Annotated in this window: 18 protein-coding genes; 14 read left to right on the top strand and 4 right to left on the bottom strand. The window is 61.3% G+C overall.

Going from position 1 to position 18,307, the window contains the following annotated elements; translation table 11 throughout:
- Nucleotides 1–86 precede the first annotated feature (86 nt).
- From purF to FHW37_RS08090, 3 genes are all read left to right on the top strand, one after another.
- A complete protein-coding gene (purF, locus tag FHW37_RS08080) occupies nucleotides 87–1,589 on the top strand; it encodes an amidophosphoribosyltransferase (protein ID WP_145634779.1) in 1,503 nt (500 codons plus the stop codon).
- 130 nt (nucleotides 1,590–1,719) lie between these two features.
- The gene (locus tag FHW37_RS34450; protein WP_145634782.1) at nucleotides 1,720–2,805 is read left to right on the top strand and encodes a M10 family metallopeptidase C-terminal domain-containing protein; all 1,086 of its coding nucleotides are present in this window, start codon (nucleotides 1,720–1,722) and stop codon (nucleotides 2,803–2,805) included.
- 60 nt (nucleotides 2,806–2,865) lie between these two features.
- Nucleotides 2,866–3,201 (top strand): HNH endonuclease, encoded by a 336-nt coding sequence (locus FHW37_RS08090; RefSeq protein WP_145634784.1) that lies wholly within the window; start codon nucleotides 2,866–2,868, stop codon nucleotides 3,199–3,201.
- 19 nt (nucleotides 3,202–3,220) lie between these two features.
- Here the strand turns inward: FHW37_RS08090 and FHW37_RS08095 are convergent, their stop codons facing one another.
- The 3 genes from FHW37_RS08095 to FHW37_RS08105 form a co-directional block, all read right to left on the bottom strand.
- Nucleotides 3,221–3,604 carry a response regulator transcription factor gene (locus FHW37_RS08095; RefSeq protein ID WP_145634786.1) on the bottom strand — a complete coding sequence of 128 codons (384 nt, stop codon included), beginning with the start codon at nucleotides 3,602–3,604 and terminating at the stop codon, nucleotides 3,221–3,223.
- Entirely contained in the window at nucleotides 3,605–5,611 is a 2,007-nt protein-coding gene (locus tag FHW37_RS08100) for a GAF domain-containing protein (protein ID WP_186458186.1), read from the bottom strand.
- Between the two features lie 227 nt (nucleotides 5,612–5,838).
- Nucleotides 5,839–6,072, bottom strand: coding sequence for a hypothetical protein (locus FHW37_RS08105; RefSeq protein ID WP_145634791.1), 234 nt, complete (start codon nucleotides 6,070–6,072; stop codon nucleotides 5,839–5,841).
- Nucleotides 6,073–6,395: 323 nt separating this feature from the next.
- Between FHW37_RS08105 and FHW37_RS08110 the strand changes: the two genes are divergently transcribed.
- The 3 genes from FHW37_RS08110 (at nucleotide 6,396) to FHW37_RS08120 (ending at nucleotide 10,574) form a co-directional block, all read left to right on the top strand.
- The gene (locus tag FHW37_RS08110) at nucleotides 6,396–8,663 is read left to right on the top strand and encodes a calcium-binding protein (protein ID WP_145634794.1); all 2,268 of its coding nucleotides are present in this window, start codon (nucleotides 6,396–6,398) and stop codon (nucleotides 8,661–8,663) included.
- 185 nt (nucleotides 8,664–8,848) lie between these two features.
- Nucleotides 8,849–9,589 carry an SDR family NAD(P)-dependent oxidoreductase gene (locus FHW37_RS08115; RefSeq protein WP_145634797.1) on the top strand — a complete coding sequence of 247 codons (741 nt, stop codon included), beginning with the start codon at nucleotides 8,849–8,851 and terminating at the stop codon, nucleotides 9,587–9,589.
- A gap of 67 nt (nucleotides 9,590–9,656) precedes the next feature.
- Nucleotides 9,657–10,574 carry an SPFH domain-containing protein gene (locus tag FHW37_RS08120; RefSeq protein WP_145634800.1) on the top strand — a complete coding sequence of 306 codons (918 nt, stop codon included), beginning with the start codon at nucleotides 9,657–9,659 and terminating at the stop codon, nucleotides 10,572–10,574.
- Nucleotides 10,575–10,581: 7 nt separating this feature from the next.
- Here the strand turns inward: FHW37_RS08120 and FHW37_RS08125 are convergent, their stop codons facing one another.
- Nucleotides 10,582–10,959 (bottom strand): low affinity iron permease family protein, encoded by a 378-nt coding sequence (locus FHW37_RS08125; RefSeq protein ID WP_246690732.1) that lies wholly within the window; start codon nucleotides 10,957–10,959, stop codon nucleotides 10,582–10,584.
- Between the two features lie 454 nt (nucleotides 10,960–11,413).
- Between FHW37_RS08125 and FHW37_RS08130 the strand changes: the two genes are divergently transcribed.
- The 8 genes from FHW37_RS08130 to cimA all read left to right on the top strand — a co-directional run bounded on the left by FHW37_RS08130 (nucleotide 11,414) and on the right by cimA (nucleotide 18,272).
- Nucleotides 11,414–12,058 (top strand): DedA family protein, encoded by a 645-nt coding sequence (locus FHW37_RS08130; RefSeq protein ID WP_246690703.1) that lies wholly within the window; start codon nucleotides 11,414–11,416, stop codon nucleotides 12,056–12,058.
- Between the two features lie 166 nt (nucleotides 12,059–12,224).
- Nucleotides 12,225–13,616 carry a cysteine--tRNA ligase gene (gene cysS, locus FHW37_RS08135; RefSeq protein WP_145634803.1) on the top strand — a complete coding sequence of 464 codons (1,392 nt, stop codon included), beginning with the start codon at nucleotides 12,225–12,227 and terminating at the stop codon, nucleotides 13,614–13,616.
- 31 nt (nucleotides 13,617–13,647) lie between these two features.
- On the top strand, nucleotides 13,648–14,046 hold the full coding sequence (locus tag FHW37_RS08140) for a VOC family protein (RefSeq protein WP_145634805.1): 399 nt from the start codon (nucleotides 13,648–13,650) through the stop codon (nucleotides 14,044–14,046).
- The gene (locus tag FHW37_RS08145) at nucleotides 14,043–14,549 is read left to right on the top strand and encodes a GFA family protein (RefSeq protein ID WP_145634808.1); all 507 of its coding nucleotides are present in this window, start codon (nucleotides 14,043–14,045) and stop codon (nucleotides 14,547–14,549) included. The genes FHW37_RS08140 and FHW37_RS08145 overlap by 4 nt, the downstream gene beginning before the upstream one ends.
- Nucleotides 14,546–15,034 (top strand): GFA family protein, encoded by a 489-nt coding sequence (locus FHW37_RS08150; protein ID WP_145634811.1) that lies wholly within the window; start codon nucleotides 14,546–14,548, stop codon nucleotides 15,032–15,034. Before FHW37_RS08145 ends, FHW37_RS08150 begins: the two co-directional genes overlap by 4 nt.
- Nucleotides 15,031–15,990 (top strand): prolyl aminopeptidase, encoded by a 960-nt coding sequence (gene pip / locus FHW37_RS08155; protein WP_145634814.1) that lies wholly within the window; start codon nucleotides 15,031–15,033, stop codon nucleotides 15,988–15,990. Before FHW37_RS08150 ends, pip begins: the two co-directional genes overlap by 4 nt.
- Before the next feature lie 189 nt (nucleotides 15,991–16,179).
- Nucleotides 16,180–16,659: a GFA family protein gene (locus FHW37_RS08160; RefSeq protein ID WP_145634817.1), complete on the top strand. Its 480-nt coding sequence runs from the start codon at nucleotides 16,180–16,182 to the stop codon at nucleotides 16,657–16,659.
- Nucleotides 16,656–18,272, top strand: coding sequence for a citramalate synthase (cimA, locus tag FHW37_RS08165; RefSeq protein ID WP_145634820.1), 1,617 nt, complete (start codon nucleotides 16,656–16,658; stop codon nucleotides 18,270–18,272). The genes FHW37_RS08160 and cimA overlap by 4 nt, the downstream gene beginning before the upstream one ends.
- Nucleotides 18,273–18,307: the final 35 nt, after the last annotated feature.

Genomic DNA, 18,307 nt, shown 5'->3' on the forward strand with positions numbered 1-18,307 from the left:
CATTCGAAATCTGATGAAAGACGGGCTGGTCTCCGGGGAGGATTCCCCGGCCGGCCTTTCCATTTTTTCCGAAAGGACACGGCCAGATGCTGCAGCCGGATTCGCAAACATTCGATGTCAAACAAGCCAACGAGTGGGAGGAAGACACTCTGCATGAAGAATGCGGTGTGTTCGGCATTCTCGGCCATCCGGACGCATCGACGCTGACGGCGCTTGGCCTGCACGCGCTCCAGCATCGCGGCCAGGAAGCGGCCGGTATCGTCTCCTTCGACGGCCTGCGCTTCCATTCGGAACGCCGCATGGGTCTGGTGGGCGACCATTACACCGATCCTGCCACGCTTGCCCGCCTGCCCGGCAATATCGCCATCGGCCATAACCGCTATTCGACGACCGGCGAAGTGGCACTGCGCAACGTGCAGCCGCTGTTTGCCGAACTCGAAGTCGGCGGCATCGCAATTGCCCATAACGGCAATTTCACCAACGGCCTGACGCTGCGTCGTCAGCTGATCGCCGGTGGCGCCATCTGTCAGTCTACCTCGGATACCGAAGTCGTCCTGCACCTGATCGCCCGCTCGCGCTATTCCTCGACCGCCGACCGTTTCATCGACGCCGTGCGCCAGATGGAAGGCGGTTATTCGATGCTGGCCATGACCCGCACGAAGCTGATCGCTGCCCGCGACCCGGTCGGCATCCGCCCGCTCGTCATGGGCGAGCTCGACGGCAAGCCGGTCTTCGCATCGGAAACCTGCGCGCTGGACATCATTGGCGCGAAATTCGTGCGTGACGTCGAAAACGGCGAAGTCATCATCTGCGAGATCCAGCCGGACGGTTCGATCGCCATCGATGCCCGCAAGGCCGGCAATGGCCAGCCGGAACGTCTGTGCCTGTTCGAATATGTCTATTTCGCCCGTCCGGATTCGGTCGTCGGCGGCCGCTCGGTCTATGTCGCGCGCAAGAACATGGGCATCAACCTTGCCAAGGAAGCCCCGGTTGCCGCCGACGTCGTCGTGCCGGTTCCGGATGGCGGCACCCCGGCTGCCCTCGGCTACGCCCAGGAAAGCGGCATTCCGTTCGAATACGGCATCATCCGCAACCACTATGTCGGCCGTACCTTCATCGAGCCGACGCAGCAGATCCGCGCCTTCGGCGTCAAGCTGAAGCATTCCGCCAACCGGGCGATGATCGAAGGCAAGCGCGTCGTTCTCGTGGATGACTCGGTCGTGCGCGGCACCACCTCGCTGAAGATCGTGCAGATGATCCGCGATGCCGGTGCCAAGGAAGTGCATTTGCGCGTCGCAAGCCCGATGATCTATTACCCGGACTTCTACGGCATCGATACGCCGGACCGCGAAAAGCTGCTCGCCAACCAGTATGACAGCCTCGAAGCGATGTGCAAATATATCGGCGCGGACAGTCTCGAATTCCTGTCGATCAACGGTCTTTACCGGGCCGTCGGCGGCGAAGACCGCAACGATGCGCGGCCGCAGTTTACCGACCACTATTTCACCGGTGACTATCCGACCCGCCTTCTCGACAAGGACGGCGAAGCTGTCGGCCGCAAGGTATCGCTGCTCGCCAGCAACGGCTGAGCTTCGACACCGCCATCAGCATTTCAACGAGGCCGCGGATCATCTCCGCGGCCTCGTTTGCGTTTGCAGAAAAGTAGCATTGCCCGTCTAGGATCACGGCCAATCAGGCCTCGTGATCGATGGAAAGACAATGGCAAAGCCCTATAGCGGTTATTTCGAAGCGCTCGGCCAGCGGGAATCCAGCGGTCGTTACGACGCCACCAATTCCTATGGATATCTTGGCAAATACCAGATGGGCGAAGGCGCGCTGATCGACAGCGGCTATTACACCTCGGACGGCAGCTGGCGAAACGATTGGGACAGCAGCCATTTCACCGGCAAGGACGGCGTTTTCAGCAAGGCCGATTTTCTTTCTTCGCCGGATGCTCAGGAAAACGCGATCCAGACCTATACGAGCCTGCTCTGGCGTTATCTCGGCAGCGCCCAGCAATATGAAGGCCAGGTAATCGACGGCATCAAGATCACCATTTCCGGCCTGCTCGGCGGCAGCCATCTGGTCGGGGCCGGCAATGTCGCGAAATACCTGAATTCCGGCGGCGATACCGTTCCCAAGGACGGCAATGCCGTTCCGGTGACCGATTACATCAAGCTGCTCGGCGATTACGACACACCTTTCTCCTACGATCACGGCAAGGCGGAAAAGCTGAATGGCGGCCATGGCCGCGACGTGCTTTACGGCTACGGTGGCAATGACACGCTGATCGGCAAGGGTGGCAATGACCGGCTTTATGGCGGCGATGGCAATGACCGTCTCTGGGGCGGTGCCGGCAATGACGTCATGGTCGGCGGCAAGGGCAATGACATCTTCATCTTCAAGCGCGCCGATATCGGCGGCATCGACACGATCACCGATTTTGCCAAGGGTGACCGGCTCGATTTTCGCTCCTTCGATGCGGACCGGTCGACGCCCGGCATCCAGGCCCTGACCTATCTCGGCGGAAAAGCCTTCACGGGCCATGACGGCGAGATGCGGATCGTCAAAACGTCGAGCATGACGAACATTCTCGTCGATACGGACGGCGACCGCGATGCGGATCTCACCATCCGCCTCAAGGGAAAATATGTGCTTTCAACCGCAGACTTCCTCGGCATCGAGGTGGCGCTGGTGACGAAATCCCACAAGCTGGTGGCCAGCAGTGATGCAGGCCACACCACCGTCTATGACGATCTTGCGGCGCTCGCCAGGCATGCCGGAGACTTCGACGGGCTGGTTTGATCGGGCGGGGACAGACAGCCCGCTCTTGCGCCTGCCCTCGTCCCTCGCCATCTTCGCCCCATGGCGAGAAAACAAAGAGGCGACATCGTTTCCTGGTATCAGCAGCCGGAACCGGAGATCTGCCCACTTTGCGGCCGGTCCATTCCGGCGGATCAGCGCGACGAACATCATCTTGTTCCAAAGAGCCGCGGCGGCAGGGAAACGCAGGCGCTGCACCGCATCTGCCACAGGCAGATCCACGCCCTGTTCAGCGAGGCCGAACTGGAAAAATCCTATTTTACAGTCGATGCGCTTCTCGATCATCCCGAGATGCGGAAATTCGTGAACTGGGTGATCAAGAAACCACCGGGTTTCTACGACGGCACAAAGAAAAGCCGCCGCAGGCGGGACGAGTAGGTTTTACGCCGCGCCGCGTTCAGTGAAGTGCCGCCATGCGGTGAAGCTGGGCGGTGATCTGCGAGGTATCATAGGGCTTGGAATAAAACACGCTGCGGGGCGGCAGCGTGACGTCACCGCCCTTGACGTGGCCTGAGACGATGATGATCTCGATCGGCGGCCAGCGGTCGCGTACCATCGCTGCCAGTCGCATGCCGTTCATGGTGCCCGGCATGTCGATATCGGTGAAGACGATGCGGATATCCTTGCGCGTCTGAAGAATTTCCAGCGCCTCGTCGGCATTGCGTGCCTCCACCGGCTCGAAACCGGCATCCTCGACGAGGTCGAGTGCCATCATCAGCAATAGCGGTTCATCCTCGACGACGAGGACGGCAGGCTTGGTAGGTGTCTTGGACGATCCCATTCAGAAGTCTGCCTGTTGGAGCTGAGATAATAACGCCCACATCTCTACGATGAGGCCAGAAGGTTCATAACGAACGTCGACGCCACCTGTTCCAGCCAGCCCCATACGAATCAGCTTGGACCCGAAACCTTTATTTTCCGGTTCCGCCACCAGCGGACCATTGGATTCCTTCCATGTGAAGCGGAAAACCGCCTGATCGCCCCTGCCCTCGACATGCCATCCGATGGCAACACGGCCGTTGAGACCGGAAAGGCTTCCATATTTTACAGCATTGGTCGCGAGCTCGTGCAGGACCAGCGAAAGCGACAAAGTGCCCTTCGGACCAAAGGTGACGGGCGAGCCATCGACATCCACCCTGTCGCGCACGGCAAGCCGATCGAGCGTTCTGTCGATCACGTTGACAACCGGCGCACTGCTCCAGTTGCGCTCGAGAAGGATCTCGTGCGCCGAGCTCAGCGCATGCAGGCGGCGCTCGAAGGCATGGACATGTTCACGCTCCTTCACCGGCCTCAGCGTCTGGGCGGCAATGGCCTGCACCATGGCAAGGGTGTTCTTGAGACGATGGCCCAGTTCGCGCTGCAGGACCTGCTGTTCGGCTTCCGCATGCACACGCGCGATCGCCGACTGGATGCGGTCACCGAAACTGCGCAGGAAGGCCAGTTCCTCACCACTCCAGGCATAGGGATGATTGTGATGGACGAAGACGACAAGGCTGAACCGGCCCTGATCCATGATCGGCACATTGACCAGAACCCGGATGTCGATATCGAGCAGGGCCTGCGCATTGGCGCTCGTGCGCGGATCCTGAGTGACATCGGGAATGACGACCGGATTGCCGATCTTCAGATCGTTGATGAAGGAGCCGTAATCGCGGAAATGATGCAGGCCGACCACCGAGGATACGCCTGGCGCCGTCCATTCCGGCTGCATCACGACCGTCTCTTCTGCCATGTTGACGATGCCGAACCCGGCGCGCGTCGCATCGAGCGCCTTGGCCATCAGGTCGGCAGCGGCCATTGCCATGGATTCCGTATCGGTCAGATGGCTCAGCCGATCACCGAGATCAAGCAAGGCCTGTACGCGGGCTGCAGCACGCTTGATGATCGTGATGTCCTTGACCGCACCGATCATCTTGACCGGCCGCCCCGCCTCGTCCCTGACAAAACTCGCCGTACGCGAAATCCAGCGAATGCCGAGATCGGTCTGGATCCGGTATTCGACCTCCAAGGCGGCGCTGGCATCGGCACGGGAACTGTCGTTCGACTGCGCACCCTGATCACCGGAGACGATCTTCGCTTCCAGCATGGCGGCCGGATAGGATGCGGCGACAGGCACATGGAAGATGCGGCAGAAGGTCGGCGACGGTTTCAGAATGCCGCTGGCGATATCCACCTCGAACGTGCCGATGCCGCCGGCCTCCTGCGCCGCCAGCGTCTCGTTGGCACTTGCGCGCATATTGGCCGTCAGGCTCTTCTGGCGGCGAAACAGATCATCCTTGCGCTGCGACAGTTTTCGCGCCTCGAACAGGACGATGACCTGCGCGGCCAGCGCCCGCAGGCCTTCCCGCTGTTCGGGCTCCAGCCCCTGCGGTCTCGGCACGGTGTCGATGACACAGAGACTGCCGATGATGACATTGTCCGGCGTGATCAAAGGCGCCCCGGCATAAAACCGGATATGCGGCTCTTCGGTCACCAACGTGTTGTCGCGGGTGCGCGGATCGGCTGTGAGGTCCGGGATGACGAGGAGATCGGTACCCGACAATGCATGGCGACAGACCGATTGTGAAATCGGCGTCTCGCAGGCTTCGAAGCCCACCCTTGCCTTGAACCACTGGCGATCCGCCTCGACAAGGCTGATCAGCGCGACAGGCGTCTTGCACAGCGCCGTGGCGATCTGGACGATGCCATCGAATTCGGCTTCGGCGGGAGAGTTGAGGATATCGTAGGCGGCTAACGCTTCAAGGCGGTCCAGCAACGCGGCCTCGTCATCATGGTCGAAATTACGCAAGGTCGGTCCCGAAACAACACAATCTTCCTGCAACATAGAGCGCGAAAAAGGTTTGTCATTGTTCCCGATCAAATTCCTCTTTCGGTTGCTTTCCGGTGAGAAGCAATCAGAGGCTTAAGTCTCGGAGATCATCCTTCGCCGGGAGGTGGGATGCATTATCCCACCCGTTTGAAAGCACCCGAGCTCGCGTAATTCCGACGCCTGGAGCGTCGATGCGACTGAAAAGGTCAGGAATAACTTTGGCGCAGGGACCGGGATGTCTCGACGATCTTGTCGATCAGCACACCATCATCGCGGATGCCAAGCTGGTAGAAGCGGATTGCCATCGCGGCCAGCCGCTCGGCCAGCGGATCGTGACGTGACAGGCAAGCCGTGTAGCGCGCCGTCTCGTAGATCACCTTCAACCTTTCCAGCTCTTCCGGAGAGATCGGGTCGTTTGTTGCGCGTTCTGAACTGTTCATCTCGCCTCCCATACAATGAGTTAGCATTCGCTAATAGAACGCAGACCGATGAAGGATGGAAGCATAAAGCGGTTTCTAAAATTAGCAAATGGTAAATTAATACCTATCGCGCGCTCCGCCTCGCATCCGACGTCGCCAAAAATCGCTGGCACACCGGGGAAAAGCCTGTCCCGGATCGACACGCGAAAATCTGACAATCAGACACATCCAAACTCCCTCCCCTGATCCGCCATGCCTGCAAAAGGCCAGCTGTCGCCGCCGTTAACTAATTAGAAATATCTAAAGTTCGGAATTGATATCTATCAAAAAGCAGGGAGGCTAACATGCCACAGGTCACAACAGCACCGAATGTCACCGTCCAGGCAGATGATTTCTGGGTGGAGAATGCAGCCCAGACCACGAACGAGGCTTTTGGCGATCAGACGTCGCAGACCGGCAATCTCGTTCTCGGCATAGGCAATGTCGTCACCAACTATAGCGACTACAGTTTCGAAAGCGGCGGGTTCACCTATCATTATATCGGCAACTGGGAAGTTGCCATCAATGGCGGCCTCCTCTCGGCGACGACCGGCGCGCAGGGCTATTACGACCAGGTCGTCATCGAACAGAACGGGCAGCCCTATGCCACGCTGACGCTCGATGCTCCGGTGGCCGTGAATTTCGGCAGCACCAGCGGAATCGACCTGCTCGGGCTCGGGCTGAACGGACTGACCGATCCGTTGCTTTCAGCGGTTTTCGGCGCCGAGCCGACCGCCTCGCTGGATAATCTGCATCTGGCAGCCGATCCGGACCTGCCCGTCGAAGTCGGGCTCGATCCGAATGCGGTCTTCAACGACGGCACGACGCCGGTGACCGGCACACCTGGTAGCGACGTGATCGGCGGCGATACCGGAAATAACGAGATCGATGGCGGCGCCGGTGACGATACGGTGACCGGCGATGCCGGCAACGATATCCTGCATGGCGGCGAAGGAAACGATACGCTGGATGGCGGGGCCGATAACGACACGCTGCATGGCGGTGTCGGTGCCGATGTGCTGATTGGCGGCAGCGGTGTCGATACGGCCGATTACAGCGATTCCGACGCGGGTGTCGTCATCGACCTTGCAGCCGGCACCGGGTCTGGCGGCCATGCCGAGGGTGATACGCTGAGCGGTATCGAAAATGCCGTTGGCAGTGCGCTCGGCGACGTTCTGTCCGGCGATGGCGGCGACAATGTGCTGAACGGCCAGGATGGCGACGATATGCTGCATGGCGGGGCCGGCAATGACACGCTGACCGGCGATGCCGGCAACGACATTCTCCACGGTGGCCTCGGTGCCGATATTCTCGATGGCGGCGACGGCACGGATACCGCCGATTACAGTGATTCCGACGCGGGCGTCGCGATCGATCTCGCTGCCGGGACCGGATCTGGTGGGCATGCCGAGGGTGATACGCTCACCAATATCGAAAATGCGGTCGGCAGTGGGCTCAATGACATCCTCTCCGGCAGTGCCGGCGACAACGTGCTGAACGGTCAGGATGGCGACGATGCCCTGAATGGCGGCGACGGTAATGACACGCTGACCGGCGATGCCGGCAATGATACCGTCAATGGCGGTGCAGGCGCCGATACGATGGATGGCGGCAGCGGCTCCGACACGGTCGATTACCAGGGCTCGTCCGGTGGCGTTCAGGTCAATCTCGGCACGGGTGCAGCCTCAGGCGGCCATGCCCAGGGCGACAAGATCGCCAATTTCGAAAACATCACCGGCAGCGATCTGTCCGACCGGCTTTATGGCGATGCCAATGCCAATATCATCAAGGGCCTCGGCGGCAATGACGTCATCTATGGTCTCGGTGGCAATGACACGATCGATGGCGGCAGCGGCAATGATATCGTCAATGGCGGCGCTGGCGCGGATGCCATGACCGGCGGTTCGGGCGTCGACACGCTCGATTACCGCGGCTCCAGTGCTGGTGTGAGAGTGGACCTCCTGATCGGCAAAGGAGGTGGTGGCGATGCGCAAAGCGACACTTTCTCCGGTTTTGAAAGGGCGGGAGGCAGCAGCTTCAACGACAAGCTGCTGGGTGACACGGGCGCCAACGTCCTGAGCGGGTACAACGGCAATGACAGTATAAACGGCCGCGCTGGCAATGACCGGCTCTATGGCAATGCCGGCAATGACACGTTGATAGGCGACAAGGGCAATGACGTCCTGCTCGGCTCGACGGGTCGCGATGCGCTCTATGGCGGGCTTGGCCGCGATAAGCTGCAAGGCGGCGCGGATGCGGACCGGTTCATCTTCAAGAAGATCGGAGAATCGACTGTCGCGACCGCGGGTCGCGATGTCATCCTGGATTTCAGCCAGGGCCAGCACGACAAGATCGACCTATCGGTCATTGACGCCAACAGCCATGCCGGTGGTAACCAGGCCTTCGATTTCATCGGATCGGACGGGTTCAGCGGCAAGGCCGGCGAGCTGAACACCAAGGTGGTTGGCGGCAATACCTACATCTATGGCGACGTGAACGGCGACGGCAAGGCCGATTTCTCGGTCGGCCTGCATGGTTCGATCCATCTGACCAGCAACGATTTCCTTCTGTGAAATCCGTTGCGGCACCGATCGGGCTGCGCTGCGCCGCCCCTCGCCTCCCCGGCCCGATCGGCTATAGCGGCCCGCGTATCCCCCTTGCGCGGGCCGCATCCCTATGACAATCCTCGACCGCCTTCAAAAGGCATGAGGAGAATGAAGGCGCCATTCCATAACGGCGTCTTGTCAGGGGAGACGGCATGACGATCGACTTGAAGGGCAGGATTGCGCTGGTGACCGGCGCATCGCGCGGCATCGGTTATTTCACGGCACTGGAACTCGCCAAGGCAGGCGCGCATGTGATCGCCACCGCCCGCACCGTTGGCGGACTGGAAGAACTCGACGACGCGATCAAGGCGCTTGGCGGCACAGCCACCCTCGTTCCCTTCGATCTCAACGACATGGAAGCCATCGACCGGCTCGGCGCCTCGATCTTCGAACGCTGGGGCAAGCTTGACATTCTGGTCGCCAATGCCGGGATTTTGGGTGTCATCTCGCCGCTCGGCCATATCGAGGCAAAGGTGTTCGAGAAGGTGATGATGACCAACGTCACCTCCGTCTGGCGGCTGATCCGCTCGGTGGAACCGCTTCTCACCCGCTCCGATGCCGGCCGCGCCCTGCTCTTCTCCTCCGGCGCCGCCTCCAAGGCTCCGGCCTTCTGGGGCGCCTATGCGATTTCCAAGGCTGCCGTCGAGACGATGGGCCGGATCTGGGCGGCCGAGACCGACCATACGCCGCTCAAGGTCAACATGGTCAATCCCGGCGCCACCCGCACCGCCATGCGCGCCCAGGCCGTGCCCGGCGAAGATCCGGAAACCCTGCCGCATCCGCAGGAGGTGGCCGAAAAGATCCTCTTCCTCGCCTCGCCGGAACTGAAGGATACCGGCCGCATGTTCGTGGTCCGGGAAAACCGTTTCGTGGATTTCAGGCTGCCCGATTAACGGCCTGGAAAGCCCGTCGTAAAATCTTCGCTATACGATCAGGTTATTTCGCGCTTAACTTGCAAGCATGAGCAACGACGATTCCTCCCCGAGCCTTCCCCTTCAAAACGGCAGGCCGCGGCCGCAGCGGCGTAATCCGTTCAGCCTGACACTGATCGTTTCCGGCCTTGTCGTGCTGGCGGTCCTCTATGTCATTTCCAGCGCCTATTACACGGTGGCCCAGGGCGAGCGTGGCGTTATCACCCGCTTCGGTGCGGTGACCGGAACGGCCGAGCCAGGGCTCGGCTTCAAGGTGCCTTTGATCACCAAGGTCAACCCGATCTCGGTGCAGACGCAGATCATCAAGCTCGACAATGAGGAAGCCTATAGCCAGGACCAGCAGGCAGCGCATCTGCAGCTATCGATCAACTATTCGATCATTCCGGCCGAGGCCTCCGCCGTTTTTGCGCAGTTCGGTTCCGAGGAAAACCTGCAGACGCGCCTGATCCGCCCGCGCGTGCGCCAGCAGCTGAAAAATGTCTTTGGCCATTACACCGCCGCAACCGCGATCAGCCAGCGTGACAAGCTGAATACCGAAGTGCGCGAGGCCGTTCAGGAAGCGGTCAAAGGTCTGGTCGAGGTCGAAGGCGTGCAGCTGGAAGACCTGAAATTCTCCAAGGAATATGAAAGCGCGATCGAGGCCCGGATGATGGCCGAGGTCGAGGTGCAGCGCTCCACCCAGCGTGTCGCCAATGAAAAGCAGCTGGCGCAAATCACCGTTACCCAGGCGCAGGCAAAGGCCGACAGCCAGCTCGCCGTCGCCAAGGCGGAAGCAGAAGCCACCCGCATCCGCGGCGAGGCGGAAGCCGCCGCCATCAAGGCCCGCGGCGATGCGCTGAAGCAGAACCCGGATCTGGTGGCGCTGACCCAGGCCGAACGCTGGGACGGCAAGCTGCCGACAACGATGATCCCGGGCGGCGCCGTGCCGATGCTCGGCGTGAAATAAGCCGGCCTCAGCCGCTCGCGGACAATTCCTCCGCCTTTTTACCGAGCCGGTCCGAATGCCGTTTCAGGCTTTCGCTCAACCGTTTCAGCTGTTTTTCGTCGAGCTTCTCGATGCCGACAAATTCGTTGGCGGCGTGGCTGGAAAGGATCAGCTCATCGAGCTTGGTCTGAACAGCTTCACTGTCGCGGTTCTGGGAATTCTGCAGCACGAAGACCATCAGGAAGGTGATGATCGTCGTGCCGGTATTGACCACCAGCTGCCAGGTTTCCGAAAAGCCGAAAAACGGGCCGCTGACACCCCAGACGACAATCAGCACAACGGCGGCCACGAAGGTGGCGGGTTTCCCGGCACCGGCGGAAACGGCGTTGGAGAAAACGTCGAAAATGCTGCGCTTGCCGCGATCATTCTGCTTTCCAACCGTGCCGCTGTCGTCGGACTCGGAACGGTTCGGTGTCCTGGCCGTCGAGCCGTCGTTACCGGTCGAGGCATCCCGCGGCGCCTCTGTTATCGCCATGCCGCCCTTGGCCTTGGCGGCATCCTTGGTTTTGGCGGCAGGCTTGGTTTTGCCGCCGGCGGGTTTCGATGCCGATCGGCTGTCCGCAGCCTGCTTTTTCGCCGAAGGTTTTGCGGCGGCAGCCGCATTTGCCGGCTGGACCTTTTTCACGCGTTTGCCGGCATTTTCGTCTTCACCCGCCATGCTGCTCCTCCAGTCTGGAACAAAGTTCGGGATCAACGCTTTACCGGGGCCAATCGATCCGGTCCGCCACCGTACGGACCAACTATCGCCGGCTTCGCTGAAACAATAGGATCGCGCGCAAACCCGCTGGAGACCCCGGTTCTTGTCACTCGAAACGCTGATTTCCCAATATGGCCCCGCGGCCGTCTTTGCCGGCGCTGCCTTTGAAGGCGAAACGGCGGCCTTTCTCGGTGGCGTCTTTGCGCACCGGCACCTCATGGCCTATTGGCAGGCGGCACTGGCGGCCGGGCTCGGCTCCTTTGCCGCCGACCAGGCGCTGTTCTTTGCCGGACGCCATGCCGGCCGCCTTGCCATCGTCAGACGTTTCATGCGCGGCGAGGCGGCGAGCCGGGTAAACGGACTGCTGGAAGCGCATCCGACCGGCTTCATTCTCGCCTTCCGCTTTGTCTACGGGATGCGGACGGTCAGCCCGGTTGCGATCGGCCTGTCTTCCGTACCGGCCCTGCGCTTCGTTATCCTCAACCTGATTTCGGCCATTGTCTGGGGCGTGGTCATCACCGCGGTCGGTTATCTGTTCGGCAATGCGGTCGAGGCGATTTTTGGCCGGCTGCGGCTGCACTCGCATCTTTTCATCGCGCTTGGGGTGATCGTGGTTGCGGTCGGCATTGCCGCTTTTATCGGGCGCAAATGGCTGCTTTCGGCCTTCAATCCTGCAGAGCCCAGGACTTGCTCGGAAGACGTGCCATCTCCGCATCTTCCGCCAAGCCGCCAGGATCTGGCCCCTTGACCAAATCCGCGACGCACGCCATAACCGAGCCCATGAAAACGGCGATTTCCATCTGCGGGATCATTATTCGCTAGCTTACCGCTGGCCCGGCCGTTTTCGTCTCTCGAAAAGCCTTGAAGACAAACGCCCGGTCCACCCGGATGCCTTGCTTTGGGAGAATTTTTCGATGAGCTCTTCGCTCAAGTTCTACAATACGCTGACCCGCGAAAAGACGGCTTTCCAGCCGATCGATGCCGATAACGTGCGCATGTATGTCTGCGGCCCGACCGTCTACGATTACGCCCATATCGGCAATGCACGCCCGGCTATCGTCTTCGACGTGCTGTTCCGGCTGCTGCGGCATGTCTATGGCGACACCCATGTCACCTATGCCCGCAACATCACCGACGTGGACGACAAGATCAACGCCCGCGCCCTGCGCGACCATCCCGGTCTGCCGCTCAACGATGCGATCCGGCTGGTCACGGAAAAGACCGAGACGCAATACCATCAGGACATAGCCGCACTCGGCTGCATCGAGCCGACGGTCGAACCGCGCGCCACCGACAATATCCCGCAGATGGTGACGATCATCGAGCGGCTGATCGCCCGCGGCCATGCCTATGTGGCGGAAGGCGAAGTGCTGTTCGACACGAAGTCGATGACCGATTACGGCCAGCTTTCCAAGCGCCCGCTCGACGAGCAGCAGGCCGGCGCCCGCATCGCCGTCGATGTGCACAAGAAGAACCCCGGCGACTTCGTTCTGTGGAAGCTTTCCTCCCATAACGAACCCGGCTGGGACAGCCCCTGGGGTCGCGGCCGGCCGGGCTGGCATATCGAATGCTCGGCGATGAGCGAGCGGTATCTCGGCGAAGTGTTCGACATTCATGGCGGCGGGCTGGACCTGATCTTCCCGCATCATGAAAACGAGATCGCCCAGTCGCGCTGCGCCCATGGCACGCATGTGATGGCGAATGTCTGGATGCATAACGGCTTCGTGCAGATCGAAGGCCGCAAGATGTCGAAGTCGGACGGCAATTTCATCACCATCCACGAATTGCTGGCGACGGAAACCTTCGGTGGCCGCCAATGGCCGGGCGAGATCCTGCGGCTTGCCATGCTGATGACCCATTATCGCGAGCCGATCGATTTTTCGGTCAAGCGGCTGGAAGAGGCTGAAAGGCTGATCGCCAAATGGCCGGCGGCAGATGCGCCGGACGCTTCCGTCGCGCCCTGCCCGATCGTCATCGAGGCGCTCGGCGACGATTTGAACACGGTGGCCGCCGTGCAGAGGCTGCACCAGCTTGCCCAGGAGGCCAATGCCGACCGGGCGCTGCTGCCGATGTTTGCCGCCAGTGCCGCTCTTCTCGGCGTGCTGCCGAAAATGGCGGAAGTCGACGAGGCGGTTGCAGCGGCGATCGATGCGCTGATCGGGATGCGGCTGGAAATGCTGAAGGCGAAGAATTTTGCCGAGGCCGACCGGATCCGCAACGAGCTTTCGGACAAGGGCATCCAGCTGAAGGATACCAAGGATGCCGCAACCGGCGAGCGCGTGACGACCTGGGAGGTCAAGCGCTAGCGCTGCCAATCTTTTTAAGGAGGGGGAAGAGATGATCGATCACATGGGCATCAAGGTCGCAAATTTCGACCGGTCCAAAGCCTTTTATGACGCAGCCTTCGCGCCGCTCGGCGCGTCGCTCCTCTACATCGTGCCGGTCGAATTTACCGCCGGCGCGACCATGGCCGGTTACGGCCGCGACCGGCCGGTCTATTGGCTGCACGAAACCACGCCCGTGGCAGGCCACACCCAGCATGTGGCCTTCACCGCCCGCAATCGTGCGGAGGTCGATGCCTTCTATGCGGCCGCAATTGCCGCCGGCGGCCGTGACAATGGCGCACCGGGCCTGCGGCCGCATTACCATCCCAACTATTACGGCGCCTTCGTTTTCGATCCGGACGGCAACAATGTCGAGGCGGTCTGCCATGACGCGGAGGGTGATGGGGCATGACCGAGGTCCATAGTGGCGGCTGCCAATGCGGCGCCCTTCGTTTCCGTATCACCGGCAAGCCCGGAAAATCGTCGATCTGCCATTGCCGCATGTGCCAGAAGGCGTTCGGCGCCTATTATGCACCGCTCGTTTCCGCCTACGGGGCAAAATTCGAATGGACCCGCGGGACGCCACGGTATTTCCAGTCGTCGAACCATGTGCAGCGCGGCTTCTGCGGCAATTGCGGCACGCCGCTGACCTATGAGGCGATGGACGGGATTTCGGTTGCGGCCGGCGCCTTTGACGATCCGGCCGCCTTTGCGCCGGTCATGCAATATGGCGTCGAAGGAAAGATCGGTTTCGTCGATCACCTGCACGAACTCCCCGCTCATCACACGATGGACGATCTGGAGGCCGCGCCTTTTCTCGCCGACATCGTTTCCAACCAGCATCCGGACCACGATACCGAGACCTGGCAGCCAAAGCCCGCCACAGGCGGCAGCACGGAGGACACTACACGATGACCGAACTTCTGAGATCCGGCGGCTGCCAATGCGGTGCCGTGCGTTTTCGCACCCGCGGTCAACTCGGCCGTGCCTCGATCTGCCATTGCCGCATGTGCCAGAAAGCCTTTGGCGGCTTTTTCGGGCCGCTCGTTTCGGCACCGAATGAAGGCCCGGAAGCCGGGATCGAATGGACCCGCGGCGAGCCGAAATATTATCAGTCCTCCGTCAATATCGACCGCGGTTTCTGCGGCGAATGCGGCACGCCGCTGACCTATCGCCATCCGCAGGGGCTGGAGCTTTCGATCGGCGCCTTCGACAATCGCGACGATCTCGTGCCGAAAATCCAGGTGAATTTCGACAGCCATATTCCCTGGGTCACGGAAATCTTCGATGCGCCGAAACGCGCCTCGGCGGACGATGTCGTCACCCAGGAGATGATCATCTCCTTCCAGCACCCCGACCACGACACCGAAATCTGGCCTGAAAAAGGACTGCATCTGTGACCGAAATTCTGCGCACGCTTTACCCCGAGATCGAGCCTTATGAGACCGGCATGCTCGATGTCGGCGACGGGCACGTGATCTATTGGGAACGTGTCGGTACCAAGGGCGCGAAACCCGCTGTCTTCCTGCATGGCGGGCCCGGCGGCGGCTGCAATGCCAACCAGCGCCGCATGTTCGATCCGGCCCTTTACGACGTCATGCTGTTCGACCAGCGCGGCTGCGGCCGCTCGACGCCGCATGCCAGCCTGGAGGCCAATACGACCTGGCATCTGGTGGCCGATATCGAACGGCTGCGGACCATGATCGGTGTCGACAAATGGCAGGTTTTTGGCGGCTCCTGGGGTTCGACGCTGGCGCTTGCCTATGCGGAAACCCATCCCGAGCGGGTGAGCGAGCTTCTGGTGCGCGGCATCTACACGCTGACCCGGCCGGAACTCGACTGGTATTATCAGTTCGGTGTCTCGGAAATGTTTCCCGACAAATGGGAAGCCTTTGTCGCGCCCATTCCCGAAAACGAGCGCCATGAGATGATGGCGGCCTATCACCGCCGCCTGACCGGCATCGACCGTGCCGAGCAGATCGCCTGCGCCAAGGCCTGGAGTGTGTGGGAAGGGTCGACCATCACCCTCCTGCCCGATCCGCATCTCGCCTCAAGCCATGACGACGACCGGTTTGCACTCGCCTTCGCGCGCATCGAAAACCACTTCTTCATGCATGCCGGCTGGCTGGAAGACGGGCAGCTTTTGCGCGATGCGGTGAAGCTGAAGGGCATTCCCGGCGTCATCGTGCATGGCCGCTACGACATGCCCTGCCCGCTGAAATATGCCTGGCAGCTGTCGAAGGTCTGGACGGATGCGGATTTCCACATCATCGAGGGGGCCGGACATGCCCTGTCGGAGCCTGGAATTACCGACCAGCTGATCCGCGCGACGGATCGGTTTGCGGGGAAGGGATAGGGGCGCGGCTGGCGGGTTGAGGTTTGCCCCTCACCCTAACCCTCTCCCCGCTTGCGGGGAGACGGGACGTGCCCTGATTGAGACAGGGAGCGTGCGGCATATCCCTTCTCCCCGTCAGAACGGGGAGAAGGTGCCGGCAGGCGGATGAGGGGCTGACTCGGATAGAACAGCAGGCCACGGGAGGAGAGCATGACCGAAAAACTGACCGGCGGCTGCCAGTGCGGCGCGATCCGCTATTCGACGCGCGGTCCTGTCACCGACCGGGCGATCTGTCATTGCCGCATGTGCCAGAAGGCGGTCGGCTCGGTGGTCTGGCCGTTCTTCACCGTCGATGTCGCCGATCTCGAATGGACGCGTGGCCGCCCTGCCCTTTATCGCAGCTCGGAAGCCGCCGAGCGCGGGTTCTGCGCCGCCTGCGGCACGCCGATCAGCTTTCAGCCGGTCGGCAAGAGCGCGATCGACCTGTCGATCGGCACGCTCGATGATCCGGCGGCCATCGAACCCGACAAGCAATATTTCGCCGGCCAGCGCATGCCCTGGTTCCACGCCATGGCGACGCTGCCGGAACAACCGAGTTCGGCCTCGCCCGACGAGATCGAGCGCCGCCGCCCCTATCAACATCCCGACCACGACACATCCGAATGGCCGCAACCCGGATCAAGACCATGACACGCGAACGCATCCACCTTTTCGACACGACCTTGCGCGACGGGCAGCAGACGCCCGGCGTCGACTTTTCCGTCGAGGACAAGATCGCGATTTCCGCCATGCTGGACGAATTCGGCTTCGATTATATCGAGGGCGGTTATCCCGGCGCCAATCCGACCGACACGGCCTTCTTCGCGGAAAAACGTACGAAAAAGGCGAAATTCACCGCCTTTGGCATGACCAAGCGGGCCGGGATTTCGACCTCCAACGATCCGGGCCTTGCCACGCTTCTGCAGGCGAAGAGCGATGCGGTCTGTTTCGTGGCGAAAAGCTGGGATTATCACGTGCGCGTTGCGCTCGGCTGCACGAACGAAGAGAACCTCGAATCGATACGGGACAGCGTCGCGGCGGCGAAGGACGCAGGCAAGGAACCGCTGGTCGATTGCGAACATTTCTTCGATGGTTTCAAGGCCAATCCCGACTACGCGCTCGCCTGCGCCCGCACGGCTTACGACGCCGGCGCCCGCTGGATCGTGCTCTGTGACACCAATGGCGGCACGCAGCCGAACGAGGTACGCGAGATCGTTGCCGCCGTCATCGCAGCCGGCATTCCGGGCGGCTCGCTCGGCATCCATGCCCATGACGATACCGGCCAGGCGGTCGCCAACTCGCTGGCTGCGGTCGAGGCGGGCTGTCGGCAGGTGCAGGGCACACTGAACGGCATCGGCGAGCGCTGCGGCAATGCCAATCTCGTGACGCTGATCGGCACGCTCTGTCTGAAGGAGGCCTATGCCTCCCGTTTCGAGACCGCGATCGACCCGGAGCGGCTTTCGGGCCTGACGCGTCTGTCGCATGCCTTCGACGAGCTGCTCAATCGCTCGCCGAACCATCAGGCGCCCTATGTCGGCGCCTCGGCCTTCGCCACCAAGGCCGGCATCCATGCCTCGGCGCTGTTAAAAGATCCGCGCACCTACGAACATGTGACGCCGGAAAGCGTCGGCAACTTTCGCAAGGTCATGGTGTCGGACCAGGGCGGCAAGTCGAATTTCATCAACGCCCTGAAGCGCCGCGGCATCGAGGTTTCCAAGGACGATCCGAAACTCGACCAGCTGATCTCGATCGTCAAGGAACGCGAGGCCTCGGGTTATGCCTATGAAGGCGCCGATGCGAGTTTTGAGCTGCTCGCTCGCAAGACGCTCGGCACCATTCCGGAATTCTTCTCGGTCGATGGGTTCCGCGTCATGGTCGAGCGCCGCTTCGACAGTTTTGGACGGGTGAAAACCGTGTCGGAAGCGGTGGTCCGGATCGTCGTCGACGGCGTCATGCACATGTCGGTCGCGGAAGGCGACGGTCCGGTCAACGCGCTTGATCTGGCGCTGCGCAAAGATTTCGGCAAATACCAGAACGAGATCGACGACCTTGTGCTCGCCGATTTCAAGGTGCGTATCCTGAACGGCGGCACCGAGGCGATCACCCGCGTTCTGATCGAATCGACCGATTCGAGCGGCGTGCGCTGGTGGACGGTCGGCGTGTCGGAAAACATCATCGATGCTTCATTCCAGGCGCTGATGGATTCGGTGATCTACAAGCTGATGAAGAACCGGGAACTGGCGGGACGGATTGCGGCGGAGTGAGCTGGCTCCAATGATCTCCCCCCTTGTGGGGGAGA

It is taken from the genome of Neorhizobium alkalisoli, from assembly GCF_007829835.1.
Classification (GTDB): domain Bacteria; phylum Pseudomonadota; class Alphaproteobacteria; order Rhizobiales; family Rhizobiaceae; genus Neorhizobium.

What these genes read in the sequence shown, in the direction of transcription:
- purF (WP_145634779.1), top strand. Translation starts at nt 87, where the DNA reads ATGCTGCAGCCGGATTCGCAAACATTCGATGTCAAACAAGCCAACGAG.
- FHW37_RS34450 (WP_145634782.1), top strand. Translation starts at nt 1,720, where the DNA reads ATGGCAAAGCCCTATAGCGGTTATTTCGAAGCGCTCGGCCAGCGGGAA.
- FHW37_RS08090 (WP_145634784.1), top strand. Translation starts at nt 2,866, where the DNA reads ATGGCGAGAAAACAAAGAGGCGACATCGTTTCCTGGTATCAGCAGCCG.
- FHW37_RS08095 (WP_145634786.1), bottom strand. Translation starts at nt 3,604, where the DNA reads ATGGGATCGTCCAAGACACCTACCAAGCCTGCCGTCCTCGTCGTCGAG.
- FHW37_RS08105 (WP_145634791.1), bottom strand. Translation starts at nt 6,072, where the DNA reads ATGAACAGTTCAGAACGCGCAACAAACGACCCGATCTCTCCGGAAGAG.
- FHW37_RS08110 (WP_145634794.1), top strand. Translation starts at nt 6,396, where the DNA reads ATGCCACAGGTCACAACAGCACCGAATGTCACCGTCCAGGCAGATGAT.
- FHW37_RS08115 (WP_145634797.1), top strand. Translation starts at nt 8,849, where the DNA reads ATGACGATCGACTTGAAGGGCAGGATTGCGCTGGTGACCGGCGCATCG.
- FHW37_RS08120 (WP_145634800.1), top strand. Translation starts at nt 9,657, where the DNA reads ATGAGCAACGACGATTCCTCCCCGAGCCTTCCCCTTCAAAACGGCAGG.
- cysS (WP_145634803.1), top strand. Translation starts at nt 12,225, where the DNA reads ATGAGCTCTTCGCTCAAGTTCTACAATACGCTGACCCGCGAAAAGACG.
- FHW37_RS08140 (WP_145634805.1), top strand. Translation starts at nt 13,648, where the DNA reads ATGATCGATCACATGGGCATCAAGGTCGCAAATTTCGACCGGTCCAAA.
- FHW37_RS08145 (WP_145634808.1), top strand. Translation starts at nt 14,043, where the DNA reads ATGACCGAGGTCCATAGTGGCGGCTGCCAATGCGGCGCCCTTCGTTTC.
- FHW37_RS08150 (WP_145634811.1), top strand. Translation starts at nt 14,546, where the DNA reads ATGACCGAACTTCTGAGATCCGGCGGCTGCCAATGCGGTGCCGTGCGT.
- FHW37_RS08160 (WP_145634817.1), top strand. Translation starts at nt 16,180, where the DNA reads ATGACCGAAAAACTGACCGGCGGCTGCCAGTGCGGCGCGATCCGCTAT.
- cimA (WP_145634820.1), top strand. Translation starts at nt 16,656, where the DNA reads ATGACACGCGAACGCATCCACCTTTTCGACACGACCTTGCGCGACGGG.